The organism is Kitasatospora sp. NE20-6, assembly GCF_045862635.1.
The window spans coordinates 1-18,693 of the sequence record NZ_BPRL01000072.1 but is presented as its reverse complement, the minus strand read 5'-3'; the positions used below and the strand labels follow the sequence as shown (position 1 = coordinate 18,693).

The 18,693-nt window shown below is 72.6% G+C and carries 14 protein-coding genes, 1 rRNA gene and 1 riboswitch; of the genes, 2 read left to right on the top strand and 13 right to left on the bottom strand.

Annotated features, from left to right (window positions below; all coding sequences use genetic code 11):
- Positions 1–15: 15 nt before the first annotated feature.
- A complete protein-coding gene (gene gcvP / locus SNE206_RS34295; RefSeq protein ID WP_407917467.1) occupies positions 16–2,889 on the bottom strand; it encodes an aminomethyl-transferring glycine dehydrogenase in 2,874 nt (957 codons plus the stop codon).
- Positions 2,890–3,112: 223 nt separating this feature from the next.
- Positions 3,113–3,216: riboswitch (glycine riboswitch) on the bottom strand.
- 175 nt (positions 3,217–3,391) lie between these two features.
- Between gcvP and SNE206_RS34290 the strand changes: the two genes are divergently transcribed.
- Positions 3,392–4,687: a DUF2382 domain-containing protein gene (locus SNE206_RS34290; protein WP_407917466.1), complete on the top strand. Its 1,296-nt coding sequence runs from the start codon at positions 3,392–3,394 to the stop codon at positions 4,685–4,687.
- A 272-nt stretch (positions 4,688–4,959) separates the two neighbouring features.
- Positions 4,960–6,462: an MFS transporter gene (locus tag SNE206_RS34285; RefSeq protein WP_407917465.1), complete on the top strand. Its 1,503-nt coding sequence runs from the start codon at positions 4,960–4,962 to the stop codon at positions 6,460–6,462.
- 166 nt (positions 6,463–6,628) lie between these two features.
- Here the strand turns inward: SNE206_RS34285 and SNE206_RS34280 are convergent, their stop codons facing one another.
- The 12 genes from SNE206_RS34280 to rrf form a co-directional block, all read right to left on the bottom strand.
- Positions 6,629–8,005 carry a DNA polymerase IV gene (locus SNE206_RS34280; protein WP_407917464.1) on the bottom strand — a complete coding sequence of 459 codons (1,377 nt, stop codon included), beginning with the start codon at positions 8,003–8,005 and terminating at the stop codon, positions 6,629–6,631.
- 142 nt (positions 8,006–8,147) lie between these two features.
- Complete coding sequence (locus SNE206_RS34275; RefSeq protein ID WP_407917508.1) at positions 8,148–8,846, bottom strand: vancomycin high temperature exclusion protein; 699 nt, start codon at positions 8,844–8,846, stop codon at positions 8,148–8,150.
- Positions 8,847–9,041: 195 nt separating this feature from the next.
- On the bottom strand, positions 9,042–9,719 hold the full coding sequence (locus SNE206_RS34270) for a MerR family transcriptional regulator (RefSeq protein WP_407917463.1): 678 nt from the start codon (positions 9,717–9,719) through the stop codon (positions 9,042–9,044).
- Positions 9,720–10,021: 302 nt separating this feature from the next.
- Positions 10,022–10,495: a bifunctional nuclease family protein gene (locus SNE206_RS34265; protein ID WP_405014291.1), complete on the bottom strand. Its 474-nt coding sequence runs from the start codon at positions 10,493–10,495 to the stop codon at positions 10,022–10,024.
- A gap of 304 nt (positions 10,496–10,799) precedes the next feature.
- The gene (locus SNE206_RS34260) at positions 10,800–11,546 is read right to left on the bottom strand and encodes a MerR family transcriptional regulator (protein WP_407917507.1); all 747 of its coding nucleotides are present in this window, start codon (positions 11,544–11,546) and stop codon (positions 10,800–10,802) included.
- A 62-nt stretch (positions 11,547–11,608) separates the two neighbouring features.
- Positions 11,609–12,484: an FHA domain-containing protein gene (locus tag SNE206_RS34255; protein ID WP_407917462.1), complete on the bottom strand. Its 876-nt coding sequence runs from the start codon at positions 12,482–12,484 to the stop codon at positions 11,609–11,611.
- A 202-nt stretch (positions 12,485–12,686) separates the two neighbouring features.
- The gene (locus SNE206_RS34250; protein ID WP_407917506.1) at positions 12,687–13,628 is read right to left on the bottom strand and encodes a DUF881 domain-containing protein; all 942 of its coding nucleotides are present in this window, start codon (positions 13,626–13,628) and stop codon (positions 12,687–12,689) included.
- Between the two features lie 101 nt (positions 13,629–13,729).
- A complete protein-coding gene (locus SNE206_RS34245) occupies positions 13,730–14,062 on the bottom strand; it encodes a small basic family protein (RefSeq protein WP_405014288.1) in 333 nt (110 codons plus the stop codon).
- On the bottom strand, positions 14,059–15,084 hold the full coding sequence (locus SNE206_RS34240; protein WP_407917461.1) for a DUF881 domain-containing protein: 1,026 nt from the start codon (positions 15,082–15,084) through the stop codon (positions 14,059–14,061). The genes SNE206_RS34245 and SNE206_RS34240 overlap by 4 nt, the downstream gene beginning before the upstream one ends.
- Before the next feature lie 148 nt (positions 15,085–15,232).
- The gene (locus tag SNE206_RS34235; RefSeq protein ID WP_407917460.1) at positions 15,233–17,728 is read right to left on the bottom strand and encodes a sugar phosphate nucleotidyltransferase; all 2,496 of its coding nucleotides are present in this window, start codon (positions 17,726–17,728) and stop codon (positions 15,233–15,235) included.
- A 133-nt stretch (positions 17,729–17,861) separates the two neighbouring features.
- Entirely contained in the window at positions 17,862–18,470 is a 609-nt protein-coding gene (locus tag SNE206_RS34230) for a CDP-alcohol phosphatidyltransferase family protein (protein WP_407917459.1), read from the bottom strand.
- A 104-nt stretch (positions 18,471–18,574) separates the two neighbouring features.
- Positions 18,575–18,691, bottom strand: a 5S ribosomal RNA gene (gene rrf / locus SNE206_RS34225).
- Positions 18,692–18,693 lie beyond the last annotated feature (2 nt).

The following is an 18,693-nucleotide window of genomic DNA, read 5'->3' as shown; positions in this document are numbered from 1 at the left end:
TACGGGGCGGGGGCGTCAGACGCCGTACTCGTCGAGCGGCGGGCAGGAGCAGACCAGGTTGCGGTCGCCGTACGCGCCGTCGATCCGGCTGACCGGCGGCCAGTACTTGTCCGCCGGGTTCACGCCGGCCGGGAAGACGGCCTCCTGCCGGGTGTAGGCGTGCTCCCAGTCGCCGGTCAGGCGGGCCGCGGTGTGGGGCGCGTTGCGCAGCGGGTTGTCCGCGGCCGGCCACTCACCGGAACCGACCTTCTCGATCTCCGCGCGGATCTCGATCATGGCCTCGCAGAAGCGGTCGATCTCGTGCAGGTCCTCGGACTCGGTGGGCTCGATCATCAGCGTGCCGGCCACCGGGAACGACATGGTCGGCGCGTGGAAGCCGTAGTCGATCAGGCGCTTGGCGATGTCGTCCACCGTCACGCCGGTCTCCTTGGTGAGCGGGCGCAGGTCGATGATGCACTCGTGCGCGACCAGGCCGCCGGGGCCGGTGTAGAGCACCGGGAAGTGCGGGGCGAGCCGCTTCGCGATGTAGTTGGCGTTCAGCACGGCCACCTGGGTGGCGCGCTTGAGGCCCTCGCCGCCCATCAGCCGGACGTACGCCCAGGAGATCGGCAGGATCGCCGCGGAGCCCCACGGCGCCGCCGAGATCGGGCCGACGCCGGTGGCCGGGCCGGCCTCCGGCTGCAGCGGGTGGTTCGGCAGGTACGGCGAGAGGTGCGCGCGCACCGCGACCGGGCCGACGCCGGGGCCGCCGCCGCCGTGCGGGATGCAGAAGGTCTTGTGCAGGTTGAGGTGCGAGACGTCCGCGCCGAACTTGCCCGGCTTGGCCAGGCCGACCAGCGCGTTGAGGTTGGCGCCGTCGACGTAGACCTGGCCGCCGGCCTCGTGGACGAGGGCGCAGATCTCGGTGATCTCGGTCTCGAACACGCCGTGGGTCGACGGGTAGGTGACCATCAGCACGGAGAGCTGGTCGCGGTGCTGGGCGATCTTGGCCTTGAGGTCCTCGACGTCCACGTCGCCGTCGGTGAGGGTCTTCACCACGACGACCCGCATGCCGGCCATCACCGCGGAGGCGGCGTTGGTGCCGTGCGCGGAGGAGGGGATGAGGCAGACGTCGCGCCGGCCGTCGCCGTTCGCCAGGTGGTAGGCGCGGACGGCCAGCAGGCCGGCGAGCTCGCCCTGGGAGCCGGCGTTCGGCTGGATCGACACGGCGTCGTAGCCGGTCACCTCGACGAGCTGCTGCTCCAGGCCGTGGATCAGGCTGAGGTAGCCCTGCACCTGGTCGGCCGGGGCGAACGGGTGCAGCTGGCCGAACTCCGGCCAGGTCACCGGCTCCATCTCGGTGGTGGCGTTGAGCTTCATGGTGCAGGAGCCCAGCGGGATCATGCCGCGGTCCAGCGCGTAGTCGCGGTCCGACAGGCGGCGCAGGTAGCGCAGCATGGCGGTCTCCGAGCGGTGGCTGTGGAAGACCGGGTGGGTGAGGTACTCGTCCTCGCGGAGCAGCGCGGCGGGCAGCGTGTCGGCGGTCTCGGCCAGCTCGGTGCCGGTGACGCCGAACGCGCCGAGGACGGCGGCCAGGTGCGCGCGGGTGGTGGTCTCGTCGCAGGAGACGGAGACGGTGTCGGCGTCCACCCGGTACAGGTTGACGCCGGCCGCGCGGGCCGCCCCGACGACCGCGTCGGCGCGCTGCGGCACCCGGGCGGTGACGGTGTCGAAGAACGCGCCGTGCACGACCTCGACCCCGCCGGCCCGCAGGCCCTCGGCGAGCGCCGCGGCGTAGCGGTGGGTGCGGCGGGCGATGTCCGCGAGGCCGTCCGGGCCGTGGTAGACGGCGTACATGGAGGCCATCACGGCGAGCAGCACCTGGGCGGTGCAGATGTTGCTGGTGGCCTTCTCGCGGCGGATGTGCTGCTCGCGGGTCTGCAGCGCGAGGCGGTAGGCGCGGGTGCCGTCGGCGTCGACGGAGACGCCGACGAGGCGGCCGGGCAGGTTGCGGGCGTACTCGGCGCGCACGGCGAGGTAGCCGGCGTGCGGGCCGCCGAAGCCCATCGGCACGCCGAAGCGCTGCGAGGTGCCGCAGGCGATGTCGGCGCCGAGCTCGCCGGGCGACTTCAGGAGGGTGAGGGCCAGCAGGTCGGCCGCGACGGCGACGACCGCGCCGAGGCCGTGCGCCTGCTCGACGACGGGGGCGAGGTCGCGGACCGCGCCGGAGGCGCCCGGGTACTGGAGCAGCACGCCGAAGACGCCGCGCTCGGCGATCTCCGCGGGGATGCCGCCCGACAGGTCGGCGACGACGACCTCGACGCCGGTCGGCACGGCGCGGGTCTCGATCACCGCGACGGTCTGCGGCAGGGTGTCGGCGTCGATCAGGAAGACGCCGCCCTTGACCTTGGTGACGCGCCGGGCCAGCGCCATCGCCTCGGCGGCGGCGGTGCCCTCGTCGAGGAGCGAGGAGCCGGAGGTGGCCAGGCCCGTCAGGTCGGAGACGACGGTCTGGAAGTTGAGCAGCGCCTCCAGGCGGCCCTGCGAGATCTCCGGCTGGTACGGCGTGTAGGCGGTGTACCAGGCGGGGCTCTCCAGCACGTTGCGCAGGATCACCGGCGGCGTGAAGGTGCCGTAGTAGCCCAGGCCGATCATCGAGGTGAGGACCTCGTTGCGGTCGGCCAGGTCGCGCAGCTCCGCGAGCACCTGGGCCTCGCTGCGGCCGGCGGGCAGGCCGAGCGCCTCCAGGCTGCGGATGGCCTCGGGCACGGCCGCGTCGGAGAGCTCGTCCAGGGAGGCGTAGCCCACGTGGGCCAGCATCTTCTCCTGGGCGGCGGCGTCGGGGCCGATGTGGCGGGTCTCGAAGGGGCTGGCCTGCTCGAGCTCGGTGAGGTTCGGCTGGGCGTTCATGGGGGTCGAGGCCTCCTGGTCACGGACCGGCGGGGGCGCGCACGCCGGTCGGCCGCCATGGGGAGCCGGAGACGTACGAGCCCGTCAGGCCTCCCCCTCTGTCATCGGTACCTGAGAGCTTCGCCGCATCGGTGCCCGGGGGCATCCTGTCGACTTGCACCGTCGGTGAGAGTGGTGCCGGCGGCTCCTGCGCCATCGGCCCTGCCCTGCTTTCCAGAGTGACCTATCCCACGCGGTACGGATGCCTGAGAGATTCCGGGGAGGAGTTGCTCCTTCGGCGCCCCTTTCCCAGCTCAGCGGGGTCGGGGACTCTCCCGCGCGGGCTCGGCGGTCGCCGCCCAGGATACCAGCGGGAGAGGCGTGGATCACGGTCGCTGTGACGGCCGTCGCACGGGCTTCCGCCGGGGCTGCCGTCCGGACGGCCGTCCGCCGGACGGACCATCCGCCGCCCGGACGGCCCTCCCCGGCTCGCGGGTGTCCGGTTCATACCGTTTCGTGTGAGATGGCGTCTGGCCAGCTCCTCCAGCCGTCCGCCGAACCGAGCGCCGCAGGAGCAGTCGCCCCGGAGGAGAACAGCGTGCAGACCGATATCGATCCGCGAGACCTGATCGGACACAAGGCGGTCGACCGGAACGGTGACAAGATCGGCACGGTTGACGAGGTGTACCTCGACGACGCGACCGGTGAGCCCGAGTGGGCCGCGGTCCGCACCGGCATCTTCGGCAGGGACGCCTTCGTCCCGCTGACGACCAGCGAGTTCTCCGGCGAGGAGCTCAAGGTCCCGTACGACAAGTCCCTGATCAAGGAGTCCCCGGACTTCGGGGTGGGCCAGCACCTCTCGCCCGCCCAGGAGCTCCAGCTCTACCGCTACTACGGCCTCGACACCTCGGGCACCGGCCGCCCGACCGCTCCGGCGGCCACCGCCGCAGCGTCCGCCGCGACACCTGCCGCGGCACCCGCCGACGCCGACTTCGGCGCGGTCTCCGGCGGCGCGGCGCGCACCGCCCCGGCCACGGACGCACACGCGCACCCGCACGGGCGGACCGACCGGGACGGCGGGCACACCGACCGCCACGACCGCGGCGACCGCCATGACCGCGGCGACGGCGAGCGGGCGGCGACGGCACCGGCTTCGGCTCCGGCGGCCTCGACCCCGCCGGCGGTGTCGAACAACGTCCGCCGCCTGGTCCAGCCGTCCGCTGCACAGCACGGCCCGTCGGCGGCGCAGCTCGCGCCGAAGCAGGCTGCCGAGGCGGGGCCGAGCGGCCCGGTGGAGATCACCTGCCGCGAGGAGCGCCTCGACATCAGCACCGAGTGGCACGTGCTGGGCACCGCGCGGCTGCGCAAGTACGTGACGTCGGAGGCCGTCGAGCGGCGGGTGCCGGTGGTCCGCGAGCGCGTCCGGGTGGAGCGGGTGCCGGTCGGCGACGCCGAGCGGGCCGCGCTGAGCGAGCAGGAGATCGCCGAGGCCATGGAGGAGGTGACGCTCCGGGAGGAGCGTCCGGTGATCCGCAAGTACCTGGCGCCGATCGAGCGCGTCCGCCTGGTGGTCGAGCGCTACACCGAGGAGGAGCTCGTCCGCGAGGAGCTGCGGCGCGAGCAGGTCGAGGTCCACGACGGCACCGCGCAGCAGCCGTCCGAACCGCAGCAGGTCAACACGGCGGAGGCCTCGGGCGGCATGCGCAGCGCGGCGATGGCCGGGCAGGCCGCGGGGCTGGCGGCCGGGCCGGTCGCGACGCCGATCGCGGCGCGGACGGCCTCCGGCCCGGTGCGGCCGGATCCGCTGCGCCCGTCCTGAGCCGCCGCGCCCCCGGCAGCGTCTCGCGGGCCGCCGTCACGGCAGCCCGCGGTCGTCTCTCCGGCCGCTTCTCCGGCGGCTTCTCCGGCCGCCGCCTTCGGTCGCCGCCCCGGCCCCGGTCCGCTTCTGCGGGCCGGGGCCGAGGTGTTTCCCAAAGATTGACCAGTCGATATTTGACAGGCTGAAGTATCTACCTGCATCGTTACTTCAGCTGATTCACTATCGCATGCCTGAAGCAGTCGGCTCCGGGCAGCACGACAGGAGGAACCACCGTGAGTGAGGCCCCACAGCCCGCCACCACGGCACACCGGCCGAGCAGTGCGCGCGTACTCCCCGCGCTCGTCCTCGCCATGCTGGCCTTCAGCGTGGTGCAGACCGCGGTCGTCCCGATCCTGCCGTCGCTGGCCGAGGAACTCGACGTCTCCGGCTCCAGCGTCACCTGGCTGATGACCGCCAACCTGCTGTCCGCAGCCGTCCTCACCCCGATGCTCGGCCGCTTCGGCGACCTGCGCGGTCGCAAGCCGATGCTGCTCGTGGCCCTCGGCGGCCTCGTCGCCGGCTCCGCGATCGCCGTCAGCACGCACTCCTTCACCTGGCTCGTCATCGCCCGCGTGCTGCAGGGCGCCGGCGGCGGCGTGCTGCCGCTGGCGATCAGCATCGTCCGCGACGAGCTGCCCAAGGCCAAGGTCACCGGCGGCGTCGCCGCCATCAGCGCCTCCATGGGCGTCGGCAGCGGCCTCGGCCTGGTCGTGACCGGTGTGCTGCTGGAGCACTGGAGCTACAAGTCGATCTTCTGGATGGGCCTCGGCTTCGGTCTGCTCGCCGTCCTGCTGGTCGCCCTGCGGGTGCCCACCGACCCGGTCGTCGACAAGGCCGGCGGCGCCGACCCGCTGGGCGCCGTCACCCTCGCCGGCTGGCTCTCCGCACTCCTGGTCGCCGTCAGCCAGGGCAACGCCTGGGGCTGGACCTCCAACCGCACCCTCGGCCTCTTCGCCGTCGCCGCCGTGATCGCACTCGTCTGGGTCGTCATCGAGGCCAGGGTCGCGCACCCGCTGGTCGACATGAAGATGATGGCGCGCCCCGCGGTCGCCTTCACCAACCTCTCCGGCCTGCTCATGGGCTTCGGGATGTACGGCTCCTTCATGGTCATCAGCAACTTCGCGCAGACCCCGGAGAAGCTCGCCCACTACGGCTTCACCGCCACCGTGCTGCACGCCGGTGTCATGCTGCTGCCGTCCGCCCTCGGCTCGATGGCCGCCGCACCGATCGGCGCCCTCCTCATCGCACGCCGCGGGCCGCGCCTGCCGCTCGTCCTCGGCGGCGTCCTGGGCGGCGCGAGCATGGTCTACCTCGCCGTCCGGCACGGCGCCGAGATCGACTTCTACCTCGCGTCCGCCGTCTTCGGCCTCGGTGTCGGCCTCGCGTACGCCGCCATGCCCGCGTACATCAACGGCGCCGTCCCGGCCGAGCAGAGCGGCATCGCCAACGGCATGAACGCGGTGCTGCGCACCGTCGGAGGCGCCATCGGCACCGCCGTCATGGCCGCGATCCTCACCGGCGACACCATGAAGCTCCCGATCCCGGTCTCCCTGCCCACCCTCACCGCGTACGAGCACGCGTACTGGACGGCCGCCGCCATGTGCCTGGTCGCAGGTCTGGTGCCGTTCGGCATCCGGCGGATCAAGGCCGGCACGGCGGAGACCACCACCCCCGGCACCCCCGACGGTGCCGGCACCGCGGCCGCCGTCGGCGAGCCCGCCACGACCGGCGCCTGACGAGGCGCCCGCTCGCGCCCAGGGACAGGGCGCGGGAACGGCCGGGGCACCGTGGGGACGGTGGGCATCGCCCCCACGGCACCCGCCCGGCCCGCCGAGTGGCCCCGCACCAGGGACGGTGCGGGGCCACTCGGCCTTTCCGCGCCCGGCACCACCACGACCCGCCCTACGACGGCGGGCGCAGCGGCAGCGGATCCGCGGGCTCCAGCGCGGGATCCTCGATCGCGAAGGTCCGCACCCGCCCCGGCGGCCCGTACGGCGTCTCGAAGCGGACGGTGACGCGGCCGACCCCGCTGCCCTGCACCCAGCCCGGCCCGTGCTCCGCGTGCAGCACGTCCTGCCCCGGCAGCCAGCGGCGCGCCGCCGCGGGCCCGGCCGGGGGGAGCACCGGCTCGGCCTCCACCGCCGGACCCGCCTCGGCCTCCACCGCCTCCCCGGCGGCGTGCGCCGCCTGCGCGAAGAGGTCCTCCTGCGTGTAGTCGGCCAGCTGCGCCACACCCACACCGAGCAACCGCACCCCGCCCGTCGTGTCCACCTGGAGCGCCAGCCGGCGGGCCGTGTCCGCGATCACCGTCTCGTCGTCGGTCGGCGCGCGCAGCGTCTCCGAGCGGGTGAGCGTCGAGAAGTCGAAGCGGCGGACCTTCAGGACAACCGTGCGCCCCGAGCGGCCCGCCGCGCGCAGCCGCCGCACGCACCGCGCCGCGAGCAGGTCGATCTCCCGCAGGATGCGGTCGCGGTCGGCGAGGTCCACCTCGAAGGTGTCCTCGACCGAGACGGACTTCGCGTCCCGGTCCGCCACCACGGGACGCCCGTCCAGCCCCACAGCCATGTGGTGGACACCGCTGCCGTGCGCGCGCCCGAGCAGCTGGACGAGTTCCGCCTCCCCCGCGTCGGCCAGGTCCGCCACGGTCGTCAGACCGGCCCGCCGCAGCGCCTGCTCGGTCGCCGGACCGATGCCCGGCAGCGCCCGCACGGGCATCGGGCTCAGGACGGCCCGTTCCGACCCGATCTCCACCAGCACGAGGCCGTCCGGCTTCGCCTGCTCGGAGGCGATCTTGGCCATCAGCTTCGAGCCCGCCACCCCGACCGACGCGGTCAGGCCGGTCCGGGCGAGGATGTCGGCGCGCAGGTCCTCCGCGACCGCGAGCACCAGTTGCGCGCCCTCGGCCGGGCCCGCGTCGGCGAGCGCGGGAGCGTACGGGCCGGCCTCCAGGTCGACGAACGCCTCGTCCAGGCTGAGCGGCTCGACCAGCGGCGAACGCTCGCGCAGCAGGCTCATCACGATGTCGCTGTTCTCGCGGTAGGCCGCGAACCTGCCTGCCAGGAAGGCGGCGTTCGGGCAGAGCCGGCGTGCCTGGGCCATCGGGAGCGCCGAGTGCACCCCGAAGGCCCTGGCCTCGTAGGAGGCGGTGGAGACGACGCCGCGGCCGCCGAGGCCGCCCACGACGACGGGTTTGCCGCGCAGGCTGGGCTTGGCCGCCTGCTCCACCGCCGCGAAGAAGGCGTCCATGTCGAGGTGGATGATGCTCGGCACAGTCCGCACAGGGCGATCATTGCGCACGGCTCTGACAATGCGTTCGAGGCGACCCGCCGCGCCGCGGCAGGACGGCAGGACGGCAGGACGAGAATCCGGCAACCATGCCATCCGGCCGCCCGGCAGCGCGGCGGCCGGCCAGCCGGCCGCCTCAGCCGGTGGGCCCGTCCGCCAGGGCCCGCCCGATCCCGGTCTCGCGGACACCGAGGAACTGCGGGTCGGGACGGAGCACCGCGTCCATCAGCGCCTTGCCGGCGCCCGGGATCTCCCGCAGGCCGCCGTAGTACCAGGTGACGTTGTGGGCCTCGGCCACCGCCACCGCGTACGCGTCGATGCCCGCGGCCCGGCACAGCGCCAGGGCACGGCGGACATGGAAGTCCTGACTGACCAGCAGCGCCCGGTCCACACCGAAGATCCGCCGCGCCCGGCTGCAGGAGTCCCACGTGTCGAAGCCCGCGTAGTCGCCGACGACCCGCACCTCCGGCACACCACGGGCCGTCAGGTAGCCCCGCATGGCGTCGGTCTCGTCGTAGTCGGTGCGGCTGTTGTCGCCCGTCACGAGGATGGCCTGCACCTTGTGCTGCCGGTACAGCGTCAGCGCCGCGTCGAGCCGGTGCGCGAGGTACGGCGACGGCTCGCCGTCGAAGAGGCCCGCTCCGAACACCACCGCCACGGGGGCCGCGGGCGCGTCGGCGACCGTCCGCACCCGGTCGTCGGAGCCGGTCCACAGCCAGGCGCTGGGCAGCAGGGCGACCGCGGTCAGCAGCACCGCGGCCTGGAACCACCGCCGACGGCCGGCACGGCTCACCGGTACCCGCAGGCCGCGCAGGGCACCGGACAGCGCCCGCAGAGGTCCCGCCAGCACCCGCACCGCCCGCCGGGGCGCGGGCCTCCGCAGCAGTCTCGCCGCGGCGGCACGCTTCGCCCGGCGCAGCACCTTCACATCCTTGATCGACACACCTGACGGGACGCCGACGGCCTGCCGTACGGTTCCCGGTCACGCCGGTCGCGCAGGTCGCGCCGGTCGTCGCGGGCGGCGCCGGGGTCAGACGGCCCGGTTGCGGCGCTGTGCCAGCTCGTCGGCCGGGTCGTGGCCGGGCAGTGTCTCGCCGGTGTCGGTCCGCTCGGCGTGCAGCCGTCCGAGCGTGGTCTCCAGCTCCTGCCAGACCGCTCCGACCGCGATGCCGAACATGCCCTGTCCGCCGCCGAGCAGATCGACGACCTGCTGCGGACTGGTGCACTCGTAGACGGTGGCACCGTCGCACATCAGTGTGAGGCCGGTCAGGTCACCGGGCTCGGCGGCCTGCAGATGGGCCACCGCGACCCGGATGTTCTGCAGGGAGACACCGGCGTCGAGCAGCCGCTTGACGATCTTCAGCAGGAGGATGTCGCGGAAGCTGTACAGCCGCTGCGCACCGGCCGGGTACGCGGTGCGCACGCTCGGCTCCAGCAGGCCCGTCCGCGCCCAGTAGTCGAGCTGACGGTACGTGATGCCGGCCGCCGCGCAGGCGGTCGGGCCGCGGAAGCCGACGAGCGCGGAGGTCGGAGGGATGCGCTCGATCGCCGGCTGGCCCGCCTGGACGGCCGGGAAACGGCCGACCCGGGGCAGGTCCCTCTCGACGGGCTCGGCCGGGGCCTCCCAGACGCGACCGCTGCGGGCGGCCCGCGGCAGGTGCACGGCGCACAGGGCCCCGGCGGCAGCGTCGTCGCCCGTACCGCTCATGCCTTCCTCCGTCCACTCGGCCTGCGGGTCTCCGGGCGCCGAACGGCGCTTTTCGACCCCAGTCACCCTTGACGGTAGGCAGTCACCCATGGCCCGTCAACGATCGCCACGCCGCGGCTCCCGCTGAAAGTCACTCCGGAGAGTGGTTTTTCGTGCCCTTAGTGTGGATATGGAACAACGCTTTTGCAAAGCGGCGCGCTCGGCGTCATCCGATCCGGACGATGCCGGGAGCCCTCCGCCGTCCTCGCCGTTCCGCAGGGCCCGGCGCCGCCCCTGCCGTCCCCTGGCAGCTGCCGTCCCCGCTACTGCTGGCCGCCGCCGAAGTCCTCCGGCGAGACCTGGTCGAGGAACTCGCGGAACTTCTCGACCTCGTCCTCCTGCTCGTCCGGGATGGCGATCCCCGCCTCCGCGAGCACGTCCTCGCTGCCGAAGATCGGGGTGCCGGTCCGCAGGGCGAGCGCTATGGCGTCCGACGGGCGGGCGCTGACCTCGACGCCGCCGGAGAAGACGAGCTCCGCGTAGAACACCCCGTCCCGCAGGTCGCTGATGCGCACCTCGGTGAGCTGCTGGCCGAGTGCGTCGAGCACGTCCTTGAAGAGGTCGTGCGTGAGCGGTCGGACCGGGGTCATGCCCTGCTGGGCGAAGGCGATCGCCGTCGCCTCGCCGGGGCCGATCCAGATCGGCAGGTACCGGTCGCCCCCGACCTCCCGGAGCAACACGATCGGCTGGTTGGAAGGCATCTCCACCCGGACACCCACGACGTCGAGCTCATTCACACTCGCAACCCTATGGCTCACGCCGCCGATAGGAAAGCGCAGCCCCTCACCCGCTGGTCAGGGCCGCGTCCCGGGGGTGTCGCAGCCTCAGGTACGCACCACCCGGCGGAGTCGGCCGGGCACCGCACCGCCCCGGGCCGCCCGACGGGCGACCCGGCGGACGGGGGTGACGACGGACGGGGACGACGACGGACCGCACAGCGACCCGCCGGCAGTGTCCGGTCCGGGTGCCCGGTCCGGAGGTGTCCGGTCCGGCCGCGAACGGCGTCGTCGGCGTCTGCGGCAGCGGCCGGCGCCGGACGGCTCAGCTCGGGCGGGCGCGCAGCCCCGCCTGCACCATCGCGGCGTGCAGCCGCACGGAGAGCGTCGCCAGCTCCCGCGCCGTCGTCTCGGCGTGCGCGCGTGTCTGCGGGTTGCGGTGCCGCCGCAGCGGGGCGACCACCTGGTCGACCAGGGCCACCTCGCGCTCGGCCGCGGCCTTCATCGCGCGCAGGTGCCGCGGCTCCAGCCCGTACCGCCCGAGTTCGGCGACCAGCCGGGCGATCTGCAGGGTCTCGCCGTCGTAGCCGCCGTCCGGACCCGGCATGACCAGGCCGTACGCCTCCCACTCGCCGAGCTCGGTCTCCCCGGCCTCGGCGGCGGCGAGCAGCTCGGCCCGTCCCAGCCGGACCCCGGTGGCGTTGCCCGCGGCGGCGACCAGCTCCCGGTCGGCCTCCTCCAGCGGGCCCGGACGGGCCTCCGGTGCGGGCAGCGCGGGCGGCGCCTCACCGCGCTCGATGGCGTCCAGGTGCTCCCGGATGACCCGCAGCGGCAGGTAGTGGTCACGCTGCATGCGCAGCACGTACGCCAGCCGCTCCACGTCACCGGCACTGAACTTGCGGTAGCCCGAGGGCGTGCGCTGCGGATCGACCAGGCCCTCGGCCTCCAGGAAACGGATCTTGGAGATCGTGACCTCGGGGAAGTCGTCCCGCAGGAAGGCCAGGACGGCCCCGATCGAGAGCAGTTCGTCACCCCTCCCCCGCACCTCGGCCGCACGGCGTGTGGCGGGCACGGGGGAGGCCCCGAGAGTGGTGGGAGGATTCGCGGTCACTCGGGCTCCTGCCGAAGTCGGATTCAGTACCCCCGGACGTGGCCGGCGAAGAACACCAGCCGGTACTTGCCGATCTGCACCTCGTCACCGTTGCTGAGCGTCACCTCGTCGATCCGCTCCCGGTTGACGTACGTGCCGTTGAGGCTGCCCACGTCCGCGACCGAGAAGCCGCCGCCGGGCAGGCGCCGGAACTCCACGTGCCGACGGGAGACCGTCACGTCGTCCAGGAAGATGTCGCCCTGCGGGTGCCGGCCCGCCGTGGTGACGTCGGAGTCCAGCAGGAAGCGGCTGCCGGAGTTGGGCCCGCGCTGCACGATCAGCAGCGCCGAACCCATCGGCAGCGCGTCGATCGCCGCCAGCACCTCGGCGGACAGCGCGGGGGTTGCGCCGGTCGACGTGGCGTTGGGGTCGTACGACTCGATGCCGGAGATCGAGATGGTCGAGGTGGTCTCGGCCGCACCCTCGGGCAGCGGCGCGGTACGCAGCGCCGACCCGCAGTTCGAGCAGAACCGGGCCGTGACCGGGCTCTGGTTGCCACAGTGCGGACACGGGAAGGTGCCGGCCATCGTCACAGCCTCCTGGCTCGGCACACCCTGCTGGACGTGCCCCGCGTAGGGGTCCGGGGAAAACCCTCCACCAGGGGTTGAGGGTGCTGCCGGGAAACCTATGCGCGGCGCGCCACCGGTTTCAACCGACGCGCCGTAGCCCGGCGCATTCCCCTCGTACGGAGCCGCGGCCCGGCCGTCGAGGTACGTCGGGCGTTCGGCGTACCGGTCCGCCTCGGGGGCGGGCCGCATGCCGGGCACGGCCGCCTCGTCGCCCGCACGGTGGCGGGCGGTGGGCGCCTCCGCGGCGCCCTGGCGGTTGTTGCGGCCGAACAGTTTCGAGAACAGACTCACGGGCGAATCCCCTTGCGTGTGACAGACCCGCCCGCGGGGCAGGGTGACAGGCTCGGACAGACAGCGTGCCCGGCATCCGGCCGGGCCCGAGCAGCCGGCGGGGCGTACCGCCGGGGTGGAACGTCCCAGTGTGCATCAGGCCCGGTGAGGACGGGCAACCGGGGGCGGCGCAGACCTGACGGCATGTGAGGAGGTCGGCCCGTCACTTCGCCGCCGGCTTGCCGTACTGCAGCGGCGCCGGCGAGGCCAGCGCGTCGACGACGACCTTCTGCTGCTGCGTGATGACGGCGGTCGCCTGCTGCTTCTCCAGGGTCCGGACGACACCGCCCGGGATGTTGAGCGCGGGCGTCAGGTCCTGCGGGTTGCCCACGACGGTGAAGCGGAACGGCTGGGCGACGTCCTTGCCGTCGATCTGGACACCGCTGATGGCGCCGTCGGTGAAGTAGGTACCGGCCACCACGCGCACGTCGTTGATCTGAATCGCCTCCGCTCCCGCCGCTCGGAGTTCCTGCAGGGTGTCCAGCAGCATATCCGCCTTCACCTGCCCCCGGGGATCATTGATCGTCAGGACGATGCCCGGTCCGGTCGCCTGCTCGGTGCCCGCCAGCACGCCCAACTCCGCCACCTTCCTCAGGGTCTGCTCCTTGGCCTCCCTGGCCTGGTTGGAGCTGTTCTCCAACTGGATCAGGGACTGCTCCAGCTGCGTCTTCTCCTGCTGGAGACGCTGCTGGCGGCTGTCCAGTTCGTCGAGGATGCGGACGAGATCCTCCTGGCGGGCGCCGCGCAGCTGGTTGTGGTCGTTGGTGGAGCGCACCTGGATGGCGAGGCCGAGGCCCAGCGCGAAGAGCAGCACCGCCACGACCAGCTGGCCGCGGGACACCCGCAGCGGCCACAGGGCCGCACGGAGCCTCCTTCGTGCGTCGAAACCGTCGTCCTCGGCGGCTCCGTGCCCGACAGGCACGGCCTCGACATCCTGGACGTCCTCGACGTCCTCGGCACCGGGATCCGCGGCCCCGGCCGCCACCGGCTCGGAGGGCACGGCGGGCCCGGATCCGGCACGTCCGGCCGGCTCCCGGGGCTCACCCACCGGGGGCGGCAGGCCGGGCAGCCCGGGGCGGGGCACCTCCGCGGGCACCTCCGGCATCGGCTCCCGGGCCGGGGAAGGCTGCTCCGCCGGGCCGCCGAGCGGCTCCCGCGGTTCCGGTCCGCCCGCGGCGCTGTCGTGCTGTTCCACGCCTGTTCCCCTCACGCCCTGAACACGTGCCGCCGGATCGCGGCAGCGTTGGAGAAGATCCGGATGCCGAGCACCACGACGACGCCCGTCGAGAGCTGCGCCCCCACGCCGAGCTGGTCGCCGAGGAAGACGATGAGCGCCGCGACGACCACGTTGGAGAGGAACGAGACGACGAAGACCTTGTCGTCGAAGATCCCGTCCAGCATGGCCCTGACCCCACCGAACACCGCGTCCAGCGCCGCGACCACCGCGATCGGCAGGTACGGCACCACGGCATCGGGCACCTCGGGCTGGACGAACAGACCGACGACGACGCCGATCACAAGGCCCAGAACGGCAATCACGGTGAAGGTACTCCTGTCCTGGTGGCGGACGACTTGTCGGCCGTGGCGGCGGTGCGACGCGGTGTGGGGCTGCCCGGGGCCCCACCGCTCGGCGCGGGGCTGGACGAAGAACTGGGCGAGGGACTCGGCGAGGGCTCCGCACTGCCGGGCCGGGCGGTGCGCAGGGTCACGCCGACCGCGGCGGGCAGCGTCAGCTTGTTCTGCACCGACAGGGTCGACCTGATCCCGTAGCTGTCCCCGATCAGCCCCAGGTACCGGCCGGCCCAGCTCGCCTCGAAGGCCTGCTTGAACCGCTCCCCGTCACCGATCGCCAGCACCGTGTACGGCGGCACCAGCGGACGGTTGTCCACCAGTACGGCGTCACCGGCCGCGCGGATCGCGGACAGCGTGGTCAGCCGCTGCCCGCTGATCGACACCGCCTCGGCACCGGCGAACCACAGCCCGTTCACGATGAGCTGCAGGTCGCGGTCGCGCAGTCGGCCGGTGTCGCTGAAGCCCTCGGCCTCGCGCGGCTTGTTCGCCGAGCCGCCCGCGGCGGTGTCCGCCGCGTCGTCGAGGACGAGCTTCAGACCGTGACCGGTGACGGCTCCCGTGCCCGTCCGGGCCTGGAGCTGGGCGAGCCCGCCGTCGCCGTCCGCGGGAAGCGCCTGCTGCTGCGTCCGGTCGACCTCCTGCCGCAGCTGCTCGACCTGTCGTTGCAGGTCGTCGGCCGTACGCGTCGAATCGCCGACCCGGTGCACGAGGGCGTCGCGCTCCTTGGCGAGGGTCGGTTCCGCCTTGGAGGCGTTCACCCCGCCCACGGTGACCACGGTCGCGGCCAGCGCGAGCCCGAGTGCGAGGACCAGCCGGCCCCGCTGGGTGGTCGGCAGCCTCCGCGGCCCGTCGGCGCCGCGCGCGGCCTCCGCGTAGCCCTCGTCCAGGCTGTGGTCCATCACGTTGGTCAGCAGGGACATCGAGGCGTCCGGACGGTCGAACCGCCCGCTCCGGTTGCTCGGTGTCGGAGTTGCTGGCATGCCGGACATCGTCGCACGTCGCTGCGGCGGCGTACGCACAGCCCCCGCAATCACCCGTCCGGGTGACCATCAGAACGCAGCACGGGCCGGGGCGGGGCGGCTGCTGCCACCTCACCCCGGCCCGTCGACGGGCGGGATCCCCGCGGCGCCCTCCGGCCTAGCGGCCGGCCGAGTCCACCACGGCCGCCCACTCGTCCAGGAGCTGCTCCGTGGCCTGCTCGTCCGGCCCCTCCGCCCACAGGTGCGTGACGGCTTCGGCCGGGTCGGGCAGCACCAGCGTCCAGCGGCCGTCCGGCTCGACCACACGCACGCCGTCCGTGGTGTCCAGCTTCCGGCTGCCGGCCGCCTCGACGACCGAGCGCATGACCATGCCCTTGGCCGCCCACGGGGTGGCGATGTCCCGGCGCTGGATGTGCGCCTGCGGGATCCGCGCATCGATCTGGCTCAGCGTGAGCTGCGTACGGGCCACCAGGCCCACCAGCCGTACGAACGCGGCCGGGCCGTCCAGCACACCGCTGAACTCCGGCACCACGTAGCCGCCCCGCCCGTCACCGCCGAAGACGGTGCCCTCGGCAGCCGAGGCCTTCGCCAGGTCGTCCGGCGAGGTGGTCGTCCAGGTGACCTGCGTCCCGTGGTACGCCGCGACCTGCTCCGCGATGCGGGTGGTCGTCACCGGGAGGGCCACCTGGCCGCTGCGGCGCTCGGCGGCGACCAGGTCGAGCAGCACGAGCAGTGCCCGGTCGTCCTGGATCACCCGGCCCAGCTCGTCGACGAACGAGACCCGCTCGCCGACGGGGTCGAAGCGCACGCCGAAGGCCGCGCGCGAGGACGACACGAGCTCGCCGAGCCTGGCGAGCGCCGCGCGCCGTTCGTCGGCGTCCTCCGTCGGCCGGGCCTCGTCGAGACCGCTGTCGACCGTGAGCGCCTCGACGCCGAGGCGGCCGAGGATGCTGGGCAGCACGAGCCCGGCGCTGCCGTGCGCGGCGTCGACCACGACCTTGAGGCCCGCCTCGCGGACCCCCGAGATGTCGATGGAACGCAGCAGGTTGCGCGCGTACGAGTCGAAGACGCTCGACGGGTGCAGCAGGTCGCCGATCTCGCCCGGGAAGGCCCTGCGGAACTCCTGGCGGGCGTAGACCCGGTCCAGCTTGCGCTGCCCGGCCTGCGAGAGGTCCGCGCCGGTCTCGTCGAAGAAGAGGATGTCCAGCGAGTCCGGCACACCGGGGGTGGTCCGGAGGAAGATCCCGCCGGCACTGCCCCGCGCGGTGTTCTGCCGGGCGACCGGCATCGGGACGTTCTCCAGGTCGCGCACGTCGATGGCGCTCGTCTGCAGCGCCGAGATCATCGCTCGTTTGAGTGCACGGGCACCACGGGAGTGGTCACGCGCGATGGTGACGGTCGCCCCCTTCTTCAACGTGGTGGCGTAGGCCCCGGCCAGCCGGACGGCGAGCTCCGGCGTGATCTCCACGTTGAGGATGCCCGAGACGCCGCGGACGCCGAACAGGTGCTCCTGCCCGCGGGACTCCCAGATCACCGAGGTGTTGACGACCGCGCCGGCCTCGATGGTCTTGAACGGGTACACCCGCACGTTGCCCGCGAGCAGCGACTCCTCGCCGATCAGGCACTCGTCGCCGATCACCGCGCCCTCTTCGATCCGCGCGGCCCGCATGACGTCCGTGTTCTTGCCGATGACGCAGCCGCGGAGGTTGCTCTGCGGCCCCACGTACACGTTGTCGTGGATCACGGCCTTGTGCAGGAACGCCCCGCGCTTGACGACGACGTTGCTGCCCAGCACGGTGTGCTCGCGGATCTCCACGCCGGCCTCGACCTTGGCGTAGTCGCCGATGTAGAGGGGGCCGCGCAGGACGGCCTCCGGATCCACCTCGGCGCCCTCGGCCACCCAGACGCCCGGCGAGATCTCGAACCCGTCGAGCTCGACGTCGACCTTGCCCTCCAGGACGTCGGCCTGCGCCTTGAGGTAGCTCTCGTGGGTGCCCACGTCCTCCCAGTAGCCCTCGGCAATGTAGCCGTAGACCGGCTTGCCCTCCTTGAGCAGCTGCGGGAAGACGTCGCTGGACCAGTCGACGGACTCGCCGGCCGCGACGTAGGCGAAGACCTCCGGCTCCATCACGTAGATGCCGGTGTTCACGGTGTCCGAGAAGACCTGTCCCCAGGTCGGCTTCTCCAGGAACCGTTCGACCTTGCCCTCGTCGTCCGTGATCGTGATCCCGAACTCGAGCGGGTTCGGCACCCGCGTCAGACAGACGGTGACCAGGGCGCCCTTCTCCCGGTGGAAGGCCACCAGCTCGGACAGGTCGAAGTCGGTGAGCGCGTCACCGGAGATCACGAGAAACGAGTCGTCCTTGAGCGCGTCCTCGGCGTTCTTCACACTGCCCGCGGTACCGAGCGGGGTCTCTTCGTTGGCATAGGTGAGGTGCATCCCCAGCTCTTCGCCGTCCCCGAAGTAGTTCTTCACGAGGGAAGCGAGGAACTGGACGGTCACCACGGTGTCCGTGAGACCGTGCCGCCGTAGCAGCCGCAGTACGTGTTCCATGATCGGCCTGTTGGCCACCGGCAGCAGCGGCTTGGGCATGCTCGACGTCATCGGACGGAGCCTGGTGCCCTCGCCGCCCGCCATCACAACGGCTTTCATTTCGGGTGCGTCCTCCTTCGCGGTGGTGAACCCTGCAGATCCATCAAACCGTTCCAGGGCTTCTCTACCCGGATAAAAACGTCCGACTCACCGAGGGACGGCGAATCGGACGTGGAGATCTTGTCAGCAGCGCTCAAACCGCGATGCGGTCCGCCTTCACAAGCTGACGAGCCTGGAGGGCATACAGGATGCCCGCCCACCAGTAGAGGGTCGTGCCCCACCAGATGAATGCCCAGCTGACCGGTTCGGCAACCGTGGCGAGCCATCCGTCACCGCTGCCCAACAGCAGAAGCGGAAAGGCGTACATCAGATTGAAGGTCGCCGCCTTGCCCAGGAAACTCACCTGCAACGGCCCGTAACCGTGCCGACTCAGAATGGGAAGAAGCAGCGCCAGGAAGACCTCGCGGGCCAGCAGCAGAGCCGTCACCCACCACGGCAGAATCTCGCGCCAGGTCAGACCGACGAGCGTCGACAGGACGTACAGCCGGTCCGCCGCCGGGTCGAGGATCTGGCCGAGCCGGCTGATCTGGCCCCACCGCCGGGCCAGCTTTCCGTCGAGGTAATCGCTGATGCCGCTCAGCATCAGGACGAGGATGGCCCACCCGTCGTTCTCGGGCCCGCCGAACACCGGCCAGAGGATCAGCCAGAGGAAGATCGGCACTCCGACCAGCCGGCCCATGCTCAACAGGTTGGGGATGGTGAGGACGCGGTCGGTCTGTACGCGCGTCTCCTGAACCTCCACCGAGGGCCCTCCTGATACCTGTACCGCGCTGCGACTGTGTGCGGCATGACCTTACAACAACAAAGCCCCCACCCGAGCGGGTGGGGGCTTTGCCATGAAGAATTGTTCGGCGGCGTCCTACTCTCCCACAGGGTCCCCCCTGCAGTACCATCGGCGCTACGAGGCTTAGCTTCCGGGTTCGGAATGTAACCGGGCGTTTCCCTCACGCTATGACCACCGAAAC